Here is an 18,108-nt window from a genome sequence, read left to right as displayed (position 1 = left end):
ACCCCGGAGGCGCTCCGGCCGAGAAACCGGACCGGACCCTCCCGGCCGCCGCCCCATGATCACCGGATCGGTACGGGGTCCCGACAGGGCCGAACAGTCCCTGCGCGGTCCTCCGGGCAGGGACCAACGGCCCCTCCTGAACCAAGGCCGGCACGAAACCGGACGTACGCGCCGGCCTCCATCAGGAATGGTCGAAGTACACATGAGGGAGCCTTCGCCGGACGTGTACCACGTCAACGCGTTTTCCGTTGATGGAGGGGCGGGGGCCGTGTACGGTTGTCCGCATGACGGACAACGCCGCTCCACCAGCCGGTCCTCTGGTCACCGGCTCCGAGATCGCGCGGCTCGCGGGCGTCACCCGGGCCGCGGTGTCCAACTGGCGGCGGCGGTACGACGACTTTCCCGCGCCGACGGGTGGAAGCGCCAACAGTCCGCTCTTCGATCTCGCCGAGGTCCAGGCCTGGCTGGACAAGCAGCGCAAGGGGCAGGACCTCTCGGAGGAAGTCAAACTCTGGCAGGTGCTGCGCGGAGCCTACGGCGACGACATGGTCGCCGCGCTCGCCGACGTCGCCACGATCCTCGCCGGCACCCGGGCGAAGAGACCGGCCGCCCTTCCGGAGGACGCCGCCGGCCTGGCCCGGCGCCTGGCGGACAGCGGCTCGCCCGGCGAGGTGGCCGACGCCCTCGCCGGGCGCTTCACCGACTCCGTACGCCGCGCCGGATCCGACCAGGTCTCCTCGCCCCGCATCGTCCGGGCCGTACGGCACCTGGCCGGCCAGGTCGCCGCCGACACCGCCGTCTTCGACCCGGCCTGCGGCATCGGTACCCTCCTGCTCTCCGTCGGTCCCGAGCGGGGGCCGCGACGGTTCGGGCAGGAGGCGGACGCCCGCAGCGCCCGCTTCGCGCAACTGCGCGCCGACCTCACCGGACGTGCCGATGTCGAGATCGCCACGGGGGACTCCCTCCGCGACGACCACTGGGTGGACCTCAGAGCCGATCTGGTCGTCTGCGACCCACCCGTCGGCGACACCGACTGGGGCCGCGAAGAGCTTCTCCTCGACCCGCGGTGGGAACTCGGCACCCCGTCCCGGGCCGAAGGCGAACTCGCCTGGCTGCAGCACGCGTACGCGCACACCGCCCCCGGCGGCCGGATGCTGATGGTCATGCCCGCCTCGGTCGCCTACCGCAAGGCCGGCCGCCGTATCCGCGCCGAACTCGTACGCCGTGGCATCCTCACCCAGGTCACCGCCCTGCCGCCGGGTACGGCCGCCTCGCACGCGCTGCCCGTGCACATCTGGCAACTGCGCCGCCCGCGCTCCCTGGGCGACGCGGCCACCGGCGTCCGTATGGTCGACCTGACCGGCAACGACCCGGACGGCCCCTTGGACGCACGGCCGGACCAGGCGGCGGACGTCTCCCTCATCGAACTGCTCGACGACGTCGTGGATCTCACCCCCGGCCGGTACGTGACGGAGTCCCACCGCGACTACCCGGCCGAATACCAGCAGCTGCGGCGCGAGTTGGCGGAACACGTGCGCCTGCTCGCCGAGCTGCTGCCGGCCCTCACCGCGGGCGAACGCCACAGCGCCGCGGACGGCCCCTCCGTCAGCGTCGCCGATCTCGCCCGAGCCGGTCTCGTCGAGTACGGCGAGACGGAACCGGTGTCCGTCAGCGACCAGCTCGACACCGACTTCCTGCAGGGATTCCTGCGCAGCGCGGCCAACACCCGCCGGTCCACCAGCGCAAGCGGAACGTTCCGCCTCGACGGCAAGGGCGCACGCGTCCCTCAGATGGACATCGCCGAGCAGCGCCGGTACGGCGCGGCGTTCCGCGCCCTCGAGGAGTTCGAGGAGCGCGCCAGGAAGGTCGCCGAACTGAGCCGCGAGGCCGCCGAACTGGCCCGGGACGGCCTTGCCAACGGTGCGCTCGAACCCGGTAAGTGACGACCCGTCAGAGGACCAGAACGAACCGACTCGCGGCCCCGCTCCACGTTACCGCCGGTGCCTCACGGCTCGGCGCTGCGAGGGACGCAGGGCCGGCGTCGACGGGGTCAGCTGCTCGATCGCTGGGTGTTCCGGACCTCAAGGGCCCTCGTCGCGGAGTTCGTCGTGTAAAGCGGCTCGGCCGCCCCAGGTGTAGGCGTCGTCGCGCCGCACGACGTTGACCAGCAGAAACACATCACCGTCGGTCGACGGCCGTTACAGCGTGTCCACTGTCGCCGGACCTACATGTCAACACGACTGATAGTTATGTTGACATCATCAACGCATGTTTCATACGCTCTTCCGTGAGCTCGGCCAGTGGAAGCTTGCGGGGCTCGCCGTGAACAACACAGCACTGTCCTTGGGGGGACCATGCACGCCCGTACCAGAATCGCCGCCGCCGCTGTCGCCGCCATCGGCGCGCTCACCCTCACCGCCTGCGGCGCCGGCGGCACCGTCGTCGACAAGCCGAAGGAGAACGCTGCCGCCAAGGCGGACAGCGGCAAGGACACGACGAAGGAGAAGACCGCCGCCCCTGAGGTCGCCAAGGTCGGCGACACCCTCACCCTGAAGGGCATGGAGGGCGGCAGCCGGCTCGACGTCACCGTCGTCAAGGTCGCCGACCCCGCCAAGTCGGCCGACGAGTTCTTCGAGCCCGACTCCGGCAAGCGGTTCGTCGGCGTGCAGTTCAAGCTCGTCAACACCGGTAAGGCGGCCTACAGCGACAGCCCGTCCAACGGCGCCCAGGTCGCCGACGGCGAGGGGCAGCAGTTCGACTCCACCCTCGCGGACATCACGGCCGGACCGTCCATGTCCTCCAGCCTGAAGCTCAAGCCCGGCGCCACGGGCCTCGGCTGGATCGTCTTCGAAGTCCCCAAGGCGGCGAAGGTCGACACCGTGCAGTTCACCATGAACTCCGGATTCGCCGACCAGACCGGCGAGTGGAAGCTGAAGTAACCGCACCAGGAGCGCACATCAGACCGCGTCAGCCGCTCCTCATCCGCCGTGCGACCTCCTCGACGTCGGCGAGCAGCCCCGCCGGTTCTTGGTCCAGGTCGATGGCGTGCTGGTGGATGAGGATGCCCGCGTGGCGCACCCGGTGGGCGGCGTGCGCGGCGTTGCCCTTGGCGTAGACCAGGTGCCCTTCGCTCAGGCCGAGGGCGGTGCAGTACGCCAGCATCTGGTACAGGTCGGCGTCCGGGTAACCGCCCCGCTTCTCCGCCTTGTACTTCGCGTCCGCGACGGCGCAGAGGGCGCCACCCGGCCCGTACAGCACGAGGTCCGGTCGCATGCGGATCGTGGCGGCCTCGTCGAGGTGATGGCTGTCCTGGAGGCGGACGGTGTGGCCCGAGCCGCGCAGGGCCTCGCGCAGGGCGACGGTCACGAAGTCCTCGAAGAGCTTGTTCATGTCGAACAGGAACCCGTCGATGCGCAGCCCGCCGGGCGCGTGCTCGGCGGACGAGCCGTCGAGGACGGCGCGGGCGAGGTGCAGGGCGTGGTGGTACCGGGAGTTGAGCCGGGTCGGCCGCCACTCCGGCAGCCGCTGCCCTCGTACGACGGGGGTGACGTCGGCGAGCCGGGCCCGCTGGTGCAGCAGCCTGCGCCGCACGCCGCGCGGCACACCGGGCAGGCGCAGCAGGCGTTCGACGGCCGAACGCAGGATGCGGTTCTCGGCGATGTCGGTGGTGAACTCGTCGTACGCCACCTCCACCGGCAGCGTCGCGCCGAACCGCCGCCGGATCTGCTCGGCCTCCCGGATCCGGCCCCGGACGACCAGGGCGCTCTCCTCCGTCGCCCGGTACCCCTGCAGCAGTCCTTGCCGCAGGGCCCGGTCGACCTGCCGCTCCACGGCGTGGGCGAGCGCGGGCAGCAGATCCCGGTGCTCGGCGACGTCGACGTCCCCGTCGCGCCACGCGCCGGTGGGGTCGAGGCTGTAGCCGAGCAGGAAGAAGAGCCGGGCGATGGGCACCTTGGGTGTGACGCGCACGGTGACCGGCTCGTCCACTCCCGCTCCGGTGACGGTGACCGCGCCGACCTTGCTGCCCGCCCGCAACGACCAGCGGCCGGCCGCGTACGGGGCGGGCACCGCGGCCGTGCCACCGACCCGGAGTGGAAGGCCCGCAGGAAACTGCTGCGCAACCGGGAGGACCTCACCGACGAGCAATTCGCGACGATGTGGAACCCCCGCTCGGCGAGGGGAGGATCGGACAGACGCTGCTGACCGCGCGGATCGCCAAGGAGTCCCTGCACAACCTCCTCGCCCTGGCCCGCACCAGCGCCGACCGCCACCAACTCGGCCACGCCCGCTTCAAGTTCCTGACCCGGTGCGCGGACGCCGGCATCCCCGAGGTCCGCCGCCTCGCCGCCACCGTCGACCGCTGGTGGGACGAGATCGCCGCCTTCCTCGACACCGGCCACAACAACGCCAAGAGCGAGGGCGTCAACCGCGTGATCAAGCTGACCGCCCGCAACGCGTTCGGGTTCAGGAACGCGACCAATCAACGACTCCGGACACGCTGCGTGACCACCCGCCGAGCCCGCGGGCACCTCCGCACCGCTCAACTATGAAGACCCAGTAGTGCAGCTCGTCGACCATCGCCTGCTTCTGGCTGTACGAGGCGGTGGCGTCGTAACCCTCCTGCACGTATCTGCGCAGGGCGCTCTTGGTGGGGTCGTCCTCGGCGACCGGCGGCAGATGTGCCGCGGCGAGCGTGACCAGGCCCTCGGGCAGCCACAGGCGTCGCACCAGGTCGCGTCCGGCCACGTTCAAACCGCGGACCAGCCAGGCCTTGCGGGGCGTGCGCAGAGAGCGGTCGACGTAGTCCCACACGGGGCGACTGTCCTCCGTGCGCCACTCAGTCACACCCCCGGGCTGCGCCCGGCTACCACCGAGGCGGCGGCCGAGGGCGAGTTGCACTCGATGTCTCGGATGGGTTCCAGGTACCCCGGCCAACGCGCCGATTCCTGAATGCCGCCGTCGGCGAGCAATTCGTCCTGTTGCGCCGCCGCATGACGTCCTATGCCGGACAGCGGCTTTTGCGCACGGGGGGGGAGCCGGTCACAACGCGCACTCGGCCCAGACGATCCTACCGCCGGGCCGCCGACCTGCCCACCACCCGCCCGACGAGGCAAAACGGCCCGCCGGAACACCCGACGGACCGTCATGCAAGATCGAGGTCAGGTCTGCCGACCGGCTGCCGGACAGAACCCAGCAGACCACCCAAGAGCGCGACGCAGGTTCTCTTCGTCACGCCTCACTCGGGGGAGGAAGAAGGGATGGGATCGTTGGACGACCAGAAGTCAGAATGGACGTTTGGAACAGGAACTTCCTGCTGCGAATAGTCGGGACCAGCGGGCGGACCGCTCGGGGCGGACACTTCGGATTTCTCCACGCAGGGCGTGGTCACGCTGAAGTGGGCCTGGCCGTGGGCTCCTATGAGCACTTGGAGCTGGAACCCGTCTTCGGTCTTGAAGTTGGCCGCCAGCCCGTTCGCACTGACGTCGACCAGTTCGTATCCCTTGCTCTTCCAGTAGCGCTCCACCACGCCCAAGAACGCCCCGCGCCGCTGCTTCGAGATGATCGTCATCACCGTCCGGTCGCGGTCCACGTAGCACTCGGCAGGCACGGTGTAGGTAGGCGTCCACTGGACGGACGGTTTGATGGCCGCGAATGTTCCATCGAGGATGGCGTCCGCACGGTCAGCCGCCTCTTGCATGTTCATCGTCGTGTCCTGCTTCTTGGAGGAGGATCCGGAATTTGTCGACCCGCATCCGACGAGCAGCAAAACCAACATCGCGGCTGCCACCACGCTACTTCTCATCGCGGCTTCTCCCTTGACGCGTAACCGGGCTCGCCGGCGACGACGGCGGCAATGTTCCTCGCAGACACCTGGTCTTTCCCTGGCTCCGGGTTGAAATAGTTCGAATGCGCATCGATCGTCAGGTCAGAATTCCAAACGTTCGGCATGGAGACGAGTGTCGGACCTGGCAGTGTCTTGAACCTGTTCGCGCCGAACGCCGCGCTGGCCGGGTCCTTGCCGAACCAGAGGTCGTTGTCGTCGGAGTCGCTCACGCTACCACCGGCGGCGGCACCGAGCAGCGCACCGGCCGGACCGCCCGCGACAGCCCCGAGGCCACCGCCGAGGAGTGCGCCGCCGTTTTCCTTCGGGGACGGCAGTTTGGTCACAACGTCGTTGTCGGCGGATCCCACCCAGACATGGTCCTTGCCGACGCCCAGGTCACTGGCCTTGTCCACGCCGACACCGGGACTGCCGACCAGGATGATGTCGTCAACTCCGGGGATTCCGCCGGCTTGTTTCGCGGCGGTCCCCACCGTCAGTGACCCGTATGAATGGCCGATCGCCGTAATGTGCGGGTCGGCGTTCTCATTGGTGGCAGCGATACCGCTCATGAAGCTGTTGTAGGCCGGGGCTCCATGCTCGGCATTGCTTGTCAGCATGACGCTGGAACCGGAGATCAGATCACGGGGTGTCATCTGTGGCGCGTCGTATCCGAGCCAGACGATCGAGGCCGTGGAGGGATTCATTTCTCGGCCCAGCTTGGCGGTGTAGAAGGCGCGGTTAACGGTGCCATTGGCGAATTCTTCATCGAGCTTCGTGTCGAGTCCGGGAACGTATGTCGAGACGTTCTTGGAGGTGTCCGGATTGCCGAAGGAGATGATCGCCCGTCCATTACCCTCGTTACCGATGCCAAGGAGATACATCGGCGGGACGCTGACCGTGTTCAACCTCTCCTGGATGCGCTTGAGGCCGCCCAGCTTAGTCTGGGAATCCCCGTCGCCCTTCCCCTCCAGCGACGCGATGAGCAGGGGCAGGCTCTCTCGGTTCGCCTCGTCCCGCACCACGGTCGGAATGCCATCCAAGTTTCCGATGATCTCCGGAAACGCCCTCTTGTACTCGTCGCGCTCCTCATCGCTGAGGTTGTCCCACCACTCGTTGCGGTCGGCGGGCGACTTGTCCAGTGGGATGTGGCTCCGGATGTACTCGCTCGCGGCCGAGCTGACCGTGTCGGCATCGGCAGCCACGTCCGTCCATGTCTTGGTGCTGACATCCAGGCCCGGGGCCGCCTTGAGCTTCTCCAGCGCCTTGCTGTACCGGTCGTCGATCTCCGTGGCTTCCTGTACGGCATGGGCGATGCGGTCGGCGATGCCCTGGGCCTTCGCGCGGTGAGGGTTGGGGTTGTGCAGGCCGGAGGTGTCCGGGCCCAGTCCTGGGGTGTATCGGCCGGTGTTGCCCTTGATCGTTCCACCGGGGATCTCGTCACCGGTCAGCTTGTTCTCGCCGCCGGCGGGGTACACGACGCCGCCGTCTGCGTGCACGGTGTACGACAGCGCCTTCGCGTCCTCCAGCGCCTCCAGCAGGCGGCGTCTCGGGGCGGCGATTTCGGACGAGAAGCCGTTGAGTGCTCCGCTGACCAGGCCGCATTCCACCTCGGTGTAGTGGAAGTTCTCCGACAGCCTGTGCAGCTGCTTCAGCGCCGCGTCCGCCGCCTCGCCCTCGTTGGCCTTCTGCATGGCCCTGGTGATCTGCTGGTCGATGCGGTCCTTGGCCGCGTCGGCCATGTCGCTGATCGCGCGGTATCCGTCCGCCGCGTCCGCGTACCCGGACGGGTTGAGGGCCTTGAGTGTCTTGAGGTCCATGCCGCCGGATCACCGGCCCCTGCCCGAGCCGCCGGCGGCGGACGCGTCCTCGGAGTGGACCTTCAGCCTGGCGATCTCGGCCCTGATGGCCTCGTCGGTCCTCAGCTGGTCGTTCCCCGCCTTTTCCAGCACGCCGGCGAGCCCGTCGCACAGCCCGCCGATGTCCTTCACGCGGCGCTCCCAGGAGGCGTGCACACTCTTCTGAGCCGCCGCGGTCAAACAGCCGGAACCCTTGCCGAGCCCCGTCTGGCCGTCCTCCAGCTTCGTCAACGCCTTGCCGATGTTGCCCCGCAGGCCGCCCACGCCCTCGCCGGCCGCGGACCACGCCTTCTTGTCGGACCGGAGCCTGCCGGAAGCGCCGCTACCGCCTGAACTCGTGCCGCCCTGGTCGGCGGGCAACTGGTTGAGCCGCATCCGTCCGGAGTGCCGTCCGGCCGCCGCGGCCTTGAGCTGCTCCCACTCCTCCCACGCCACGCGTGGTCCTCCCCGTGTCGTATGCCGCCCTGTCGTTGTGAATGTGCGACCGCAGCGCTGCGCTGATCGAGAGCACGCTACAACTCCTCATCACGTGCCCCATCCGTTCCGGCCACCACGGGCGTCTGAGTATCCGTACGCAGACGGGAACTTCACTGCTGTGCAGGGGGATTGGTCGGTCTATGGCTCACTGCTCGGGCACGGTGAGGGTCACCTTCATGGAGTGATCCCCAACTCGCTTGGTTGACGTTCGTGGCCGAGGCTGACCGGTACGTGCACCGGCGGCGGCACTGTGCTGCGACCTCCGCCGCGACGCGATGTCCCTGAACAGTCGTTCCTCGTCATCTGCCTGAGCTGCTCACGTTGTGCCCGCGCCAGGCACTGGGATGGCGTCAATGCCGGGTCGGAGTGCTGTGGCGTACCGTTGCCAGGCCGCTCGGGTCAGTCGTCCGGCGCATTCGGGCGGGCCTTGGGACGGTCTACCGGTTGCCTCAATCCGACAGATCCGACAAGAGAGTGCGCTCCATGCACAGGACTACGCGGTTGCATACGTACACCGTCCACGGGCTGCTCGACGAGTGGGTGGAGCGGTGACGGAACGACATTGTGCCGCTGCACCTGCAATTGGGCTTCGAGATCGGCGGGGCCTGGGTGGACCGGTAACGCAACCAGTTCGTCTGGCTGATCCTCTACGAGGGTCCCGAGACCTTCGCGGAGCGCAACGCGATGTACTAGGCATCGCCCGAGCGTAAGGTGATGGGCCTAGACTTGGACGACTACCTCGTGCACACCGACGACCGCACGGTCGAACGGCGCTACTGACCGCTTGCCAGGTCCGGCGGCAACAGATGCTGCCACCGCTCCTCGGCGTCCAGCGTCCGGAAGACGCGTCCACGTGCCCGTGCTTCCAGCCGGTCGTAGTCCGGGTCGGCCAGCTGGAAGCGTGCGGTGTCGTCGGTGGACGCGGTGAGCAGCCGCGTACCGTCCCGGGACCATGCCACCGAGGTCACTTCGTCCCGGTGGACGCCGACGACGGCGAGTTCCTCAAAGGTGGTCGCGGACCAGAGCCGTACCGTCCGGTCGTCCGATCCGGTCGCGATATGGCAGCCGTCCAGTCGCCGGACGCGGTGGCCGCGCGTTCCTCGTCGGGGGACCAGGAGGTGTCCTCCACGTAGTTTCCGTGCGCGTGGAGTGCGGTCAGCTGGGTGCCGTCGGCGGTGTCCCACAGGCGGCAGGTGCGGTCGTCGAGCAGCAGGCCAGCCTCCGCCCGCTCGGGGACCAGGCCACGCGCCCCATCCAGTCCTGGCGCCCGATTAGTTTACGCAGTTCCGTGCCGTCAACGGCAGACAGGACGCGTACGGCACCGTCGTGTCCGCCAGCCGCGATCTCGTTGTCAGTGCCGCCGTGCACAGTGCCGCCCATGTTCAAAGGTATCCGCTGGGGGTGGGCGTCACGCCGTCGTGTGAACAGTCAATCGGGCACGGCCGGCCGGTCAGCTGCACGAGATGATCTCTTTCGGGCCGTAGAGGGCTGCGGTCTTCCCCGTGATCAAGGCCCAGTAGCGATCCCCGAAGGACCAATGCCACCACTCCGTGGGGTAGTTCACCAGCCCTACAGCCGTGAGCACAGTGCTCAGCAACTTTCGGTTGACGCGGGCCTTCTCGCTGATGTTGTCAGCATGGGTGTAGCAGGCGCTCTCGCTCTCCTCCGAGTCCGCGTTCATCCGTGTACCCAGGTCCAGCTCGCGCCCGTCGGCGTCGGCCAGGGTGAGGTCGACGGCCGCGCTGGCGCTATGCGGAGCGATGTCGGGCGGTGACACATGCCGGCTGGCCGACGAGTGGATCTGCTCGGCGGACCAATCGGGGTGGATGGTTCGCAGCTGATCGGCGTATTCCTCGAAGTACTTCCGTTGAAGGGAAGGGGGCCGGTACCCCTCGACGAACAGCAGCCGCAAGCCCTGCGGCAGCATCGCCTGGGCTTTGAGCAGCCGCTCCAGTACGCCTTCTCGAAGGTAGGCGAAGGCATCTGCCGGGTCCTGCTTGCGCGTATCCACCAGCACCGAGCCGCTGCGGCGGACGTCTACAAGATGTTCACCGCACTCGGCAACAGGTATGGCAGCGACCTTCGGGTCCGACATCAACACGATCTCAGTCATGACGCGATCTTCCCGCAGGGGCTCAACTCGGCGAACCCGGTCACAGCACTAATGTTCCCCCGATAGACCGCACCGCACCGCCAAGGGGACCACCGTGGACATCGCCGAGGCCCAGAAGCTCGCCTGGCAGAACAATCTCGACAAGGGCTTCAACACCACCGACGTCCCGATGGAGTTCGGCCTGCTCACTGCCGGGGTGGGAGAAGCGTTCACCGCCTGGCGCAAGGGCCTGCCCGACCACGGGGAGGAACTCGCCGACGTCTTCCTCCCCCTGGCCGCGATCGCCGAGATGCAGGGCGTCGACCTCGGCCAGGAGGTCAGGCGCAAGATCGAGAAGAACGCGCGCCGCGTCTACACCCGTGGGGACAACGGCACACTCGTGCGGGCCGGCCGAGAGTAGTCCCAAGACGGCCGGAGCCGCGCCAAGTTCCTCGGGGAGGCACGGTCCGTGTGAGGCTCTGGCCCGAGATGGGCGGCCAGTGGGGTGGCACCGTAGGGTGCGGTGCATGTCACCGGTGTCACGTCCACGCAAGTCGAAGAAGGCCAAGCGCTCGAAGAGGGGTGGTGCGGGCGGGGCCGCCGTGTCCCGTAGCGCGGAACAGCTGTTCGGCGGCGCTCTGCTGCGTGGGCAACGGTCGGCTCTGGCCGCACTCGCTCAGGGCCTCGGTCATGACCAAGAGGAAGCCGTCTGGTACGCCGAGTCGAGCGCTCGCGTGCTTGACGAGGCGGGGGTGCTCCTCGGGGCCGACGGGCCACGCGAGTTGGAGGACGCGACGGCTGCGCTGCTGGGGGCCCGGCTCTATGAGCGCGTGCACGGCGATGCCGGCGGCCTGTGGTTCGATGCCTGGTTCGAGCAGCTTGCGCAGGCCGCGGCCGAACAGGTCCGGGCGGGCCTGGAGGGGGACGGCGGCGAGTGGGAGGCGCCCTGGCGGCTGCTGCACGGTATGGCGTCGATCGGAACTCCCGACCTGTGCGCGGTGGCCCTTCGTGTGATGAACGGCGTGCAGAAACAGGTCCGCAGGACGGTGCAACCGCCCGACTGGTTGCGGTTGTTGCCCAAGCCGGCCGCGACAGGCGAGGTTCGGCTGCTGCGGGACCCCTGTCTGCCGCGGATCGGGGTGCTGGCGGAGTTCGCCTATCCCGGCGGGGTCGGCCGTCATGTCTATCTGTGGGACGTCGATGCGTGCGAGGGCCCGTGCCTGGCCGGCGGCGGCACCCACGAGGACTTCGTGCAGGCGGCTGCCGCCTGGCGGTCGGCCGTCGGCGATACGGCCGGACAGTGCGCGCCGCAAGTACCCGATCAGGCGGATCTGCAATGCCTCGTTCAGCTGGATCTCGGCGAGGAGATGCTGCGGGGCACGGAGAACCGCGGTCAGCTGGACGAGTGGTATCGCGCCGGCCGCCGCCTGTACGACCTGGACCGCGCACTGCGCAAGCGCGGTCAAGCGCTTCCGCTCCGCCAGTCGCTGTACGCGGACGTCGAGACGCAGTGGGCCGAGGAGGCGTTCGGTGAGTGGTACGCCGAGCGGAACGGCGGCCGGCGCCCCGACGCGGAGGGAGCGGCCGCACTGGCCGAGGAATGGCTGGAGGGCGCTCTGCCGGGCACTGAATTGCAGCCGTCCCCCCATCGGGTGCAGCACCAGTACGCCTTGATCCACGACTGGAGGCCCGACCACCCCGTCACCGCGTCGGCACATGCCCTCTTCCCGGACTGGGTCCGCTTCCTGGCCGAGCGCGGCGGCTACCCGGAGGCCCTCGCGGAACGGGCCGCCACGACCGCGACGACCGGCGAACGTGCCCCGGCGGACTGTCCGATCGAGGACTTCAGCGGCTTGGAGGGAGCACCGGACAGGTCGCGCTCGGCGGAGTGACGACCCACCCGCCCTGCCGCCGACCGGCCAGGGCGGCCGGACCTGCCGCTCGGGCGATGGAGACCGGCCGCCGTCGCTCACCGCGCGCCGACCTCGGGAGGATGTTCCGCCGGAGGGGCGGGGTTGGGGAGGATCCGGAAGGCGTCAGAGGTCGTCGGGACGCAGTCGGAACGCAGGCCGGCCGGTGAGTGGGCGCATCATGCGGAAGTGACGGTCCGCGGTGAACAGGTCCACCGTCCGAAAGGCCGCGGCCAGAACCACGTTCATCGCGTCCACGAGCCCCACTCCCGCCCCGCCGTCCGGCACGCCGGGCCGGCCGGATCCTGGTGGCCCCAGGACTCGGCCGGCGCCGTGAGCCGTCGCTGTCATGGGCTCGTGAGCAGGGACTCCAAGGCCTTCGCCGTGGTCGGATGCCGGGTCGTCAGAGCGGCGCCCGAAGACGAGGAGCCGGACGCCGCCCACGCGCCGTCGCAGCCCAGCAGGTTCGCCACCGCGTCGCACGCCGCCGGATGCACGGCCAGCAACCCGATACCCGTACCCGACGGGGGTGGGACGTCGGTCCGCGTCCACCCCTGCGTGCAGCCCAGCAGCTCCGCCACCGCGTCGCAGGTCGCCGGATGCGCCGGGAGCAGTGCGACGCCCTGGCGGCCGTGCCCTCCGGACTGCGTCCGGTGGGCGGCGGGCGGGGCCGGGGGCGTCCGCCACGGTGGTATCCACGCGTCCAAGGCCGCCAGCCGCCCGGGGAAGATCCGCCCGGCCTCGCGGATCAGCAGCGGAGCCAGCTCCGCGGCGTCGGACCGCAAGGTGGTGATGAGCAGCGGCAGCCACGGCAGCAGCACCGCGTCGGGCAACCGCCCGAACGCGTTCGACACCGCCTCCACGACCACGTCCGCCAACCCCGGAACCGGCTCCAGCGCGTGGACGAAGCCGCTGAGGTAACGGGGATAGGCGGGCACCACCAGCGGATTGTCCAGCAGTGCGTCGCACCGGCCCCGCAACTCGGCCCGGGACAACGTGCCGAGCTGCACCTGCGCCGCCCACAGCAGGGCCGTCTTCGACGGCTCCTCGGGGTGCGACTGGGCGACCGCCAGCTCCAGCTGGGCCCGGTCGCAGCCCAGCGACAGCGCGAGGCTCTCCATGCTGAACAGGAAGCCGAGCATCGCCGCGACCTGCCCGACCGTCGCGTCCTCGTCCCGGAACGCCACCGGCAGCAGCGTGCAGTAGTGGGCGTAGCCGGTCTTGACGAACGACTCGATCCACGGCGGCAGCACCGGTTCGCCGGTGCGGTAGTACGCCAGCAGTCCGCGCACCCGGCGCAGCACCTCCGGCGCGCCGTCGACGCTGCGCTCGGTGGCGAGCACCTTCAGCGCGTGCGTGCCGAGTTCGTCGGCGAGGCGGCGGCTGCGCAGGTACAGGGTCGCGTCCTCGACCGCGGCCAGTACGGTCGCGGTCGTGGCCTGCGGGCCGTAGGCGTCGCGCCGCAGTCGCTGCTCCAGGACCTGCTCGATGCTGACGCCCTCGTAACCGAGTTCGATGAGGGCCCGCTGATGGGTGCCGAGCGCCAGGTCCCAGGACTCCTGGATCGAACGCTCACCGAGCCGACGCTCGCCCATGATCGGCCGGGCCGCGCCGTGCGGCATCAGGCGCCGCAGCATCCACAGGACGTCGGAGCAGGCCTGGAGTTCCGGTTGGGAGGCCATGTCCAGCAAGGCCCGTTGCACGCCGCGCTGCTGGAGCTTCGGTCCGAGCGGCGCCAGCCGGTCGTGCACATCGCGGGCGAGCGGCGGCAGCGCGTCGTAGCCGACCTGGCCGATCCGGTCGCCGCCCATCATGATCTCGACGAGGCGTCGCACGTCCCGCCGTCCCGGCACGGCGTCCTTCTCGATGCAGGTGACCGCCGCGTCCTGGAAGTCGTACGGCGTGGGCTTGGCCCGGTCCCGCATCCCGGCGAGCAGGACCGACGTCTCGAACACCGCGATGGCGTCGGCGGTGGAGGCGAGATAGCCGTTGCGCCGGGCCGCACGCACGATGTCCACCGACCAGCCGAGCAGTTCGGCCTCGTCCAGGCCGTCGAGCACGGGCGGCCTGCGCAGGAAGCCGGACAGCCGGTCCGCGGCGGCGGACTCCGGTGCCGGGACGGCGACTTGCGTTCCCCGGGCCTTCGCCGCCGAGGCCTTCGCGGCCGAGGTCTTCCTCGCCGGGGACTTCTTCGTACCCGCCTGGCCCGCCAGCCGGTACGGCCGCACACGGGTGCGCTTCAGGCTCTTCGCCCACTCCGTCGAGGCGATCGACACCGAGCCGGCGGCAAGACCGAACTGCGCCTCGATCGCCGCGTGGCTGGACGGGATCAGTCCGTACTGCCAGGTGGTGGCGGTGCGCGGGGAGATCGTGAACGTGTCGGTGCCGTGCACGCCGAACTCCTCGACACGGCTGGCCGCGTGGAACGCCCCGCACACGTACAGGCAGTCCGCCGGATCGGTCCCGGTCGCCGTCAGGTGCTCGCGCATCCGGGTCCACATGTACCGTTCGCGGTCCTCGTCCACGCGGACCCGGGCGCCGTCGCCCGGAGCGAGGCGCCGGAACAGGCTGCCGATGAGGAACATGACCTGGCGGTAGGTGTCGTGGTCGGCGGCGCTGTCGCCGAGCGGCACCTCGACGTACTGGTGCCACCACTCCGACCAGTGCCGCACCCTGCCGTGGCGCAGCAGGTGCTCCTCCAGCTCGGCGAAGCGCGGCCGGAGGTCGCCGATCCCGACGCCGACGGCCTCGCCGTGCAGCGCGGCCTCGGCCTCGACCGGCGGGTCGGTGTCCTCCGCCGCGGCCTCCCGCGTCTGCTCGTCGCCGGTGTCCCACTGGAAGACGTGGTCCGCGGACCGGTCCACGAGGACCAGCTCCACACCCGGGGCGTCCAGGGCGTACGCGATGGCCTGGTACTCGGCGGACGCCTCGGTGATCGGCGCGACGACCGACAGCGGAGCCCACTCCTGGGGGAAGCCGTCGACGTCACCGGCGAACGCCTGCACCGCCACCGGCAGTCGGCAGTTGCGCAGCTCGGTCAGCAGCGGTGCCATGTCCTCGCACAGCTCCAGGTAGACCACCTTGGGCTGCTTCTCGCGCAGCCGCCGGGCCATGGCGGTCCCCGAGGCGGGCGAGTGATGGCAGACGGGGAAGATCTCCAGCGGCTCGCGCACCGCCCGGTCGACGTCGTCGACCATGCCGAGGAGGATGCCCTCCAGGGCGTCGGGCCCGCCCGCGAACGCGGCGGCGGCCTCCTGCAGTTGCCCGCGCAGCGCGGCGAACGCGCCGCTCTCGTGGGGCCCGCTCATGACAGCGTGGCGATCGCGTCGCGGCCGCCCTCCAGGAACTCGGGCCAGGAGCCGCCCTCCTCCTTGCCGCGCGGCTCGACGACACCGTGCAGGTACTTGTTGAGGATGGCCAGGTCCTCGGGCTCGCGGCGGGTGAGGGAGCCGACGAGCGAGGAGGCGAGCGTGCGGGCGGTCAGGGCGCGTTCGCCGAAGAAGTTGCTGTGCAGGACGGCGTCCTCCAGCACGCCGATCTGCTCGGCCGTCGACAGCGCCGACTCCAGCTTCTCGTCGTCGCTGCCGGCCGCGGCGGCGGACGCGCGCAGGTCGGCGAAGCTCTGCAGGAGCACGTCGAGCAGGGTCGGCGGCACGTCGAGGTCGATCGAGTGCCGGCGCAGCAGTTCCTCGGTGCGGAAGCGGACGATCTCCGCCTCGCTCTTCTTGTTCGTCACGACCGGGATGCGGACGAAGTTGAAGCGGCGCTTGAGCGCCGAGGACAGGTCGTTGACGCCCCGGTCGCGGCTGTTGGCCGTGGCGATGATCGAGAAGCCGGGCTTGGCGAAGACGATGTTGTCGCTGTCGCCGCTCTCCAGTTCGGGAACGGAGATGTACTTCTCGGAGAGGATCGAGATCAGCGCGTCCTGGACATCACTCGTGGACCGGGTCAGCTCCTCGAAGCGGCCGATGGCACCGGCCTCCATGGCGGTCATGATCGGCGAGGGGATCATCGACTCCCGTGACTGGCCCTTGGCGATGACCATGGACACGTTCCACGAGTACTTGATGTGGTCCTCGGTGGTGCCCGCGGTGCCCTGCACCACCAGCGTGGAGTTGCGGCTGATCGCGGCGGAGAGCAACTCCGCCAGCCAGCTCTTGCCGGTGCCGGGGTCGCCGATGAGCAGCAGACCGCGGTCGGAGGCGAGGGTGACGATGGAACGCTCGACGAAGCTGCGGTCGCCGAACCACTTCTGCGGGATCTCCCGGTCCAGGCCGTCGGAGCGCTCGGAGCCCAGGATGAACAGGCGGACCATCTTCGGCGACAGGCGCCACGAGAACGGCTTGGGACTGTCGTCGATCGACTCCAGCCAGTCGAGCTCCTCGGCGTACTTGATCTCGGCGGGGGCGCGCAGCAGGTCGGACATGAGGGAAGGGCCTTTCCGAAAGGTGAGGGCAGAGGTGATCGCAGAGGTGATCACAACGCGACGCGGACGTACGTCCGGTGATCGGGTGGGATCAGGTGAGAAACGTCTTGAGCTCGTGCACGAGCTTCTTGATGTGGCCGGAGATCACCGGCGTGCCGAGGTCCTTGAAACGCTCCCGGAACCACGGGTTGACGCTGCCGCGCCCGGAGCTGGTCACCGAGCCGACCGGGATGAACTTGGCGCCCGAGCGGTGAACGGCGGCCATGCTGTCGAACAGCTCCTGGTGGCGCCACTCGTAGAAGTCGGAGATCCACACCACGACGGTGTTGCGCGGCTCGGCGATCTTCGGCTGCGCGAGCGCCATGGCGACGGTGCCGTCGGTGCCGCCGCCCAGGTTGGTGCGCAGCAGCGTCTCGAACGGGTCGTGCGCCCAGGGAGTGAGGTCCAGCGCCTGGGTGTCATAGGCGATCAGGTGGACGTCCACCTTCGGCAGCCCGGCGAAAATGGAGGCCAGGATGGTGCAGTTGACCATCGAGTCGACCATGGAACCCGACTGGTCCACGACGACGACGAGCCGCTGGGGCGTCGTCCTGCGGCTGGTGTGCCGGTAGTAGAGGCGGTCGACGTAGAGCCGCTCCTCCTCCGGACTCCAGTTGGTGAGGTTCTTCCAGATGGTGCGGTCGAGGTCGAGGTTGCGGAACACGCGCTTGGGCGGGACGGACCGGTCCAGCTCGCCGACCGTGGCCTTCTCCACCTGGGTGCGCAGCACCTCGGTGACCTCGTCGACGTAACGGCGGATCAGCGCCTTGGCGTTGGCCAGGGCCACGCCGGAGAGGTTGTTCTTGTCGCGCAGCAACTGCTCGATCAGGGACATGCTCGGCGTCAGCCGCGAGGCCAGCTGCGGGTCGGCCAGCACCTCGCGCAGGTGCATGCGCTTGACGAGATCGCCCTCGATGGAACCGAGTTCAGGGCCGATCGCGGGGATCAGCCGGTTGAGGTCGAGCGCCGGCCCGCCGATGCCGGTGCCGGTCGGGCTGACGCCCCCTCCGGCCCCCACGCGGTGGGTGCCGCCGCGTCCGCCACGCAGCTCACCGGGCCGGCAGCCCAGGGCCCGCTCCAGCCAGCCGGCGTCGGACTGCCAGCGGGCCAGCTGCTCCGCGGTGACGGTGCCGGGGCGGGAGGCGAAGACGTTCAGCAGCACCTTCGAGGCGAGCGCCGCCCGCCGCACCTCGGCGGCCCGGTCGCGCGCACCGTCCTCCTCCGGCTCGGGCGTCATCAGCCCGTCGAACTCGGCGGCCAGCTCCGGGTGCCGCTGCACGACGGAGTCGACCGACGCGCCGGGATCGAGCAGCGCGGACGGCAGGCCGATGTCCTCGACCACGGCGAGACTCGCCGACTCCAGGCCGGCCTGCTCCTCCGGGTCGAAGAGCCGGGCCAGCAGACGCCAGTAGAGGACCTGCCGCCGGTTGTCGTACGGATCGGGCTCGGGCTCGGGGGCGTCCCCGCTGGTGTGGTGGGGCATG

The 18,108-nt window shown here is 69.7% G+C and carries 16 protein-coding genes; 5 read left to right on the top strand and 11 right to left on the bottom strand.

Features of this window, described 5'->3' with window-relative positions; genetic code table 11:
• The first annotated feature begins 284 nt into the window (after positions 1-284).
• Together ACX25U_RS05975 and ACX25U_RS05970 are read left to right on the top strand one after the other, a co-directional pair.
• Entirely contained in the window at positions 285-1,943 is a 1,659-nt protein-coding gene (locus tag ACX25U_RS05975; RefSeq protein WP_454389487.1) for an N-6 DNA methylase, read from the top strand.
• A gap of 411 nt (positions 1,944-2,354) precedes the next feature.
• Complete coding sequence (locus ACX25U_RS05970; protein ID WP_454389486.1) at positions 2,355-2,939, top strand: DUF4352 domain-containing protein; 585 nt, start codon at positions 2,355-2,357, stop codon at positions 2,937-2,939.
• Positions 2,940-2,967: 28 nt separating this feature from the next.
• On the opposite strand, the gene ACX25U_RS05965 is transcribed toward ACX25U_RS05970, so the two are convergent.
• The gene (locus ACX25U_RS05965; protein WP_454389485.1) at positions 2,968-4,146 is read right to left on the bottom strand and encodes an McrC family protein; all 1,179 of its coding nucleotides are present in this window, start codon (positions 4,144-4,146) and stop codon (positions 2,968-2,970) included.
• An 11-nt stretch (positions 4,147-4,157) separates the two neighbouring features.
• Between ACX25U_RS05965 and ACX25U_RS05960 the strand changes: the two genes are divergently transcribed.
• A complete protein-coding gene (locus tag ACX25U_RS05960) occupies positions 4,158-4,550 on the top strand; it encodes a transposase (RefSeq protein WP_454389484.1) in 393 nt (130 codons plus the stop codon).
• Here ACX25U_RS05960 and ACX25U_RS05955 read toward each other — a convergent pair.
• The 6 genes from ACX25U_RS05955 to ACX25U_RS05930 all read right to left on the bottom strand — a co-directional run bounded on the left by ACX25U_RS05955 (position 4,465) and on the right by ACX25U_RS05930 (position 10,270).
• Complete coding sequence (locus ACX25U_RS05955) at positions 4,465-4,812, bottom strand: hypothetical protein (protein ID WP_458633804.1); 348 nt, start codon at positions 4,810-4,812, stop codon at positions 4,465-4,467. The genes ACX25U_RS05960 and ACX25U_RS05955 overlap by 86 nt on opposite strands.
• 424 nt (positions 4,813-5,236) lie before the next feature.
• Positions 5,237-5,803 carry a hypothetical protein gene (locus ACX25U_RS05950; RefSeq protein WP_454389482.1) on the bottom strand — a complete coding sequence of 189 codons (567 nt, stop codon included), beginning with the start codon at positions 5,801-5,803 and terminating at the stop codon, positions 5,237-5,239.
• A complete protein-coding gene (locus tag ACX25U_RS05945; protein WP_454389481.1) occupies positions 5,800-7,641 on the bottom strand; it encodes an alpha/beta hydrolase in 1,842 nt (613 codons plus the stop codon). The genes ACX25U_RS05950 and ACX25U_RS05945 overlap by 4 nt, the downstream gene beginning before the upstream one ends.
• Before the next feature lie 9 nt (positions 7,642-7,650).
• Positions 7,651-8,115, bottom strand: a complete 465-nt coding sequence (locus tag ACX25U_RS05940) for a hypothetical protein (RefSeq protein ID WP_454389480.1) — start codon at positions 8,113-8,115, stop codon at positions 7,651-7,653.
• A gap of 815 nt (positions 8,116-8,930) precedes the next feature.
• Positions 8,931-9,341, bottom strand: a complete 411-nt coding sequence (locus tag ACX25U_RS05935; protein WP_454389479.1) for a WD40 repeat domain-containing protein — start codon at positions 9,339-9,341, stop codon at positions 8,931-8,933.
• A gap of 266 nt (positions 9,342-9,607) precedes the next feature.
• On the bottom strand, positions 9,608-10,270 hold the full coding sequence (locus ACX25U_RS05930; RefSeq protein WP_454389478.1) for a M15 family metallopeptidase: 663 nt from the start codon (positions 10,268-10,270) through the stop codon (positions 9,608-9,610).
• Positions 10,271-10,364: 94 nt separating this feature from the next.
• Here ACX25U_RS05930 and ACX25U_RS05925 point away from each other — a divergent pair, with 94 nt between their 5' ends.
• Both ACX25U_RS05925 and ACX25U_RS05920 read left to right on the top strand, forming a co-directional pair.
• Positions 10,365-10,670, top strand: coding sequence for a hypothetical protein (locus ACX25U_RS05925; protein ID WP_454389477.1), 306 nt, complete (start codon positions 10,365-10,367; stop codon positions 10,668-10,670).
• Between the two features lie 106 nt (positions 10,671-10,776).
• Positions 10,777-12,141: a hypothetical protein gene (locus ACX25U_RS05920; protein ID WP_454389476.1), complete on the top strand. Its 1,365-nt coding sequence runs from the start codon at positions 10,777-10,779 to the stop codon at positions 12,139-12,141.
• A 144-nt stretch (positions 12,142-12,285) separates the two neighbouring features.
• Here ACX25U_RS05920 and ACX25U_RS05915 read toward each other — a convergent pair whose 3' ends face one another.
• The 4 genes from ACX25U_RS05915 to ACX25U_RS05900 all read right to left on the bottom strand — a co-directional run bounded on the left by ACX25U_RS05915 (position 12,286) and on the right by ACX25U_RS05900 (position 18,107).
• On the bottom strand, positions 12,286-12,510 hold the full coding sequence (locus tag ACX25U_RS05915) for a hypothetical protein (RefSeq protein WP_454389475.1): 225 nt from the start codon (positions 12,508-12,510) through the stop codon (positions 12,286-12,288).
• Positions 12,507-15,467, bottom strand: coding sequence for a hypothetical protein (locus ACX25U_RS05910; protein ID WP_454389474.1), 2,961 nt, complete (start codon positions 15,465-15,467; stop codon positions 12,507-12,509). Before ACX25U_RS05910 ends, ACX25U_RS05915 begins: the two co-directional genes overlap by 4 nt.
• On the bottom strand, positions 15,464-16,585 hold the full coding sequence (locus ACX25U_RS05905; protein ID WP_454389473.1) for an ATP-binding protein: 1,122 nt from the start codon (positions 16,583-16,585) through the stop codon (positions 15,464-15,466). Before ACX25U_RS05905 ends, ACX25U_RS05910 begins: the two co-directional genes overlap by 4 nt.
• A gap of 91 nt (positions 16,586-16,676) precedes the next feature.
• Positions 16,677-18,107, bottom strand: a complete 1,431-nt coding sequence (locus tag ACX25U_RS05900; protein ID WP_454389472.1) for a VWA domain-containing protein — start codon at positions 18,105-18,107, stop codon at positions 16,677-16,679.
• Between the last annotated feature and the right edge of the window lies 1 nt (position 18,108).

It is taken from the genome of Streptomyces sp. JNUCC 63, assembly GCF_054366325.1.
This window is presented reverse-complemented; position numbering and strand designations above follow the sequence as displayed.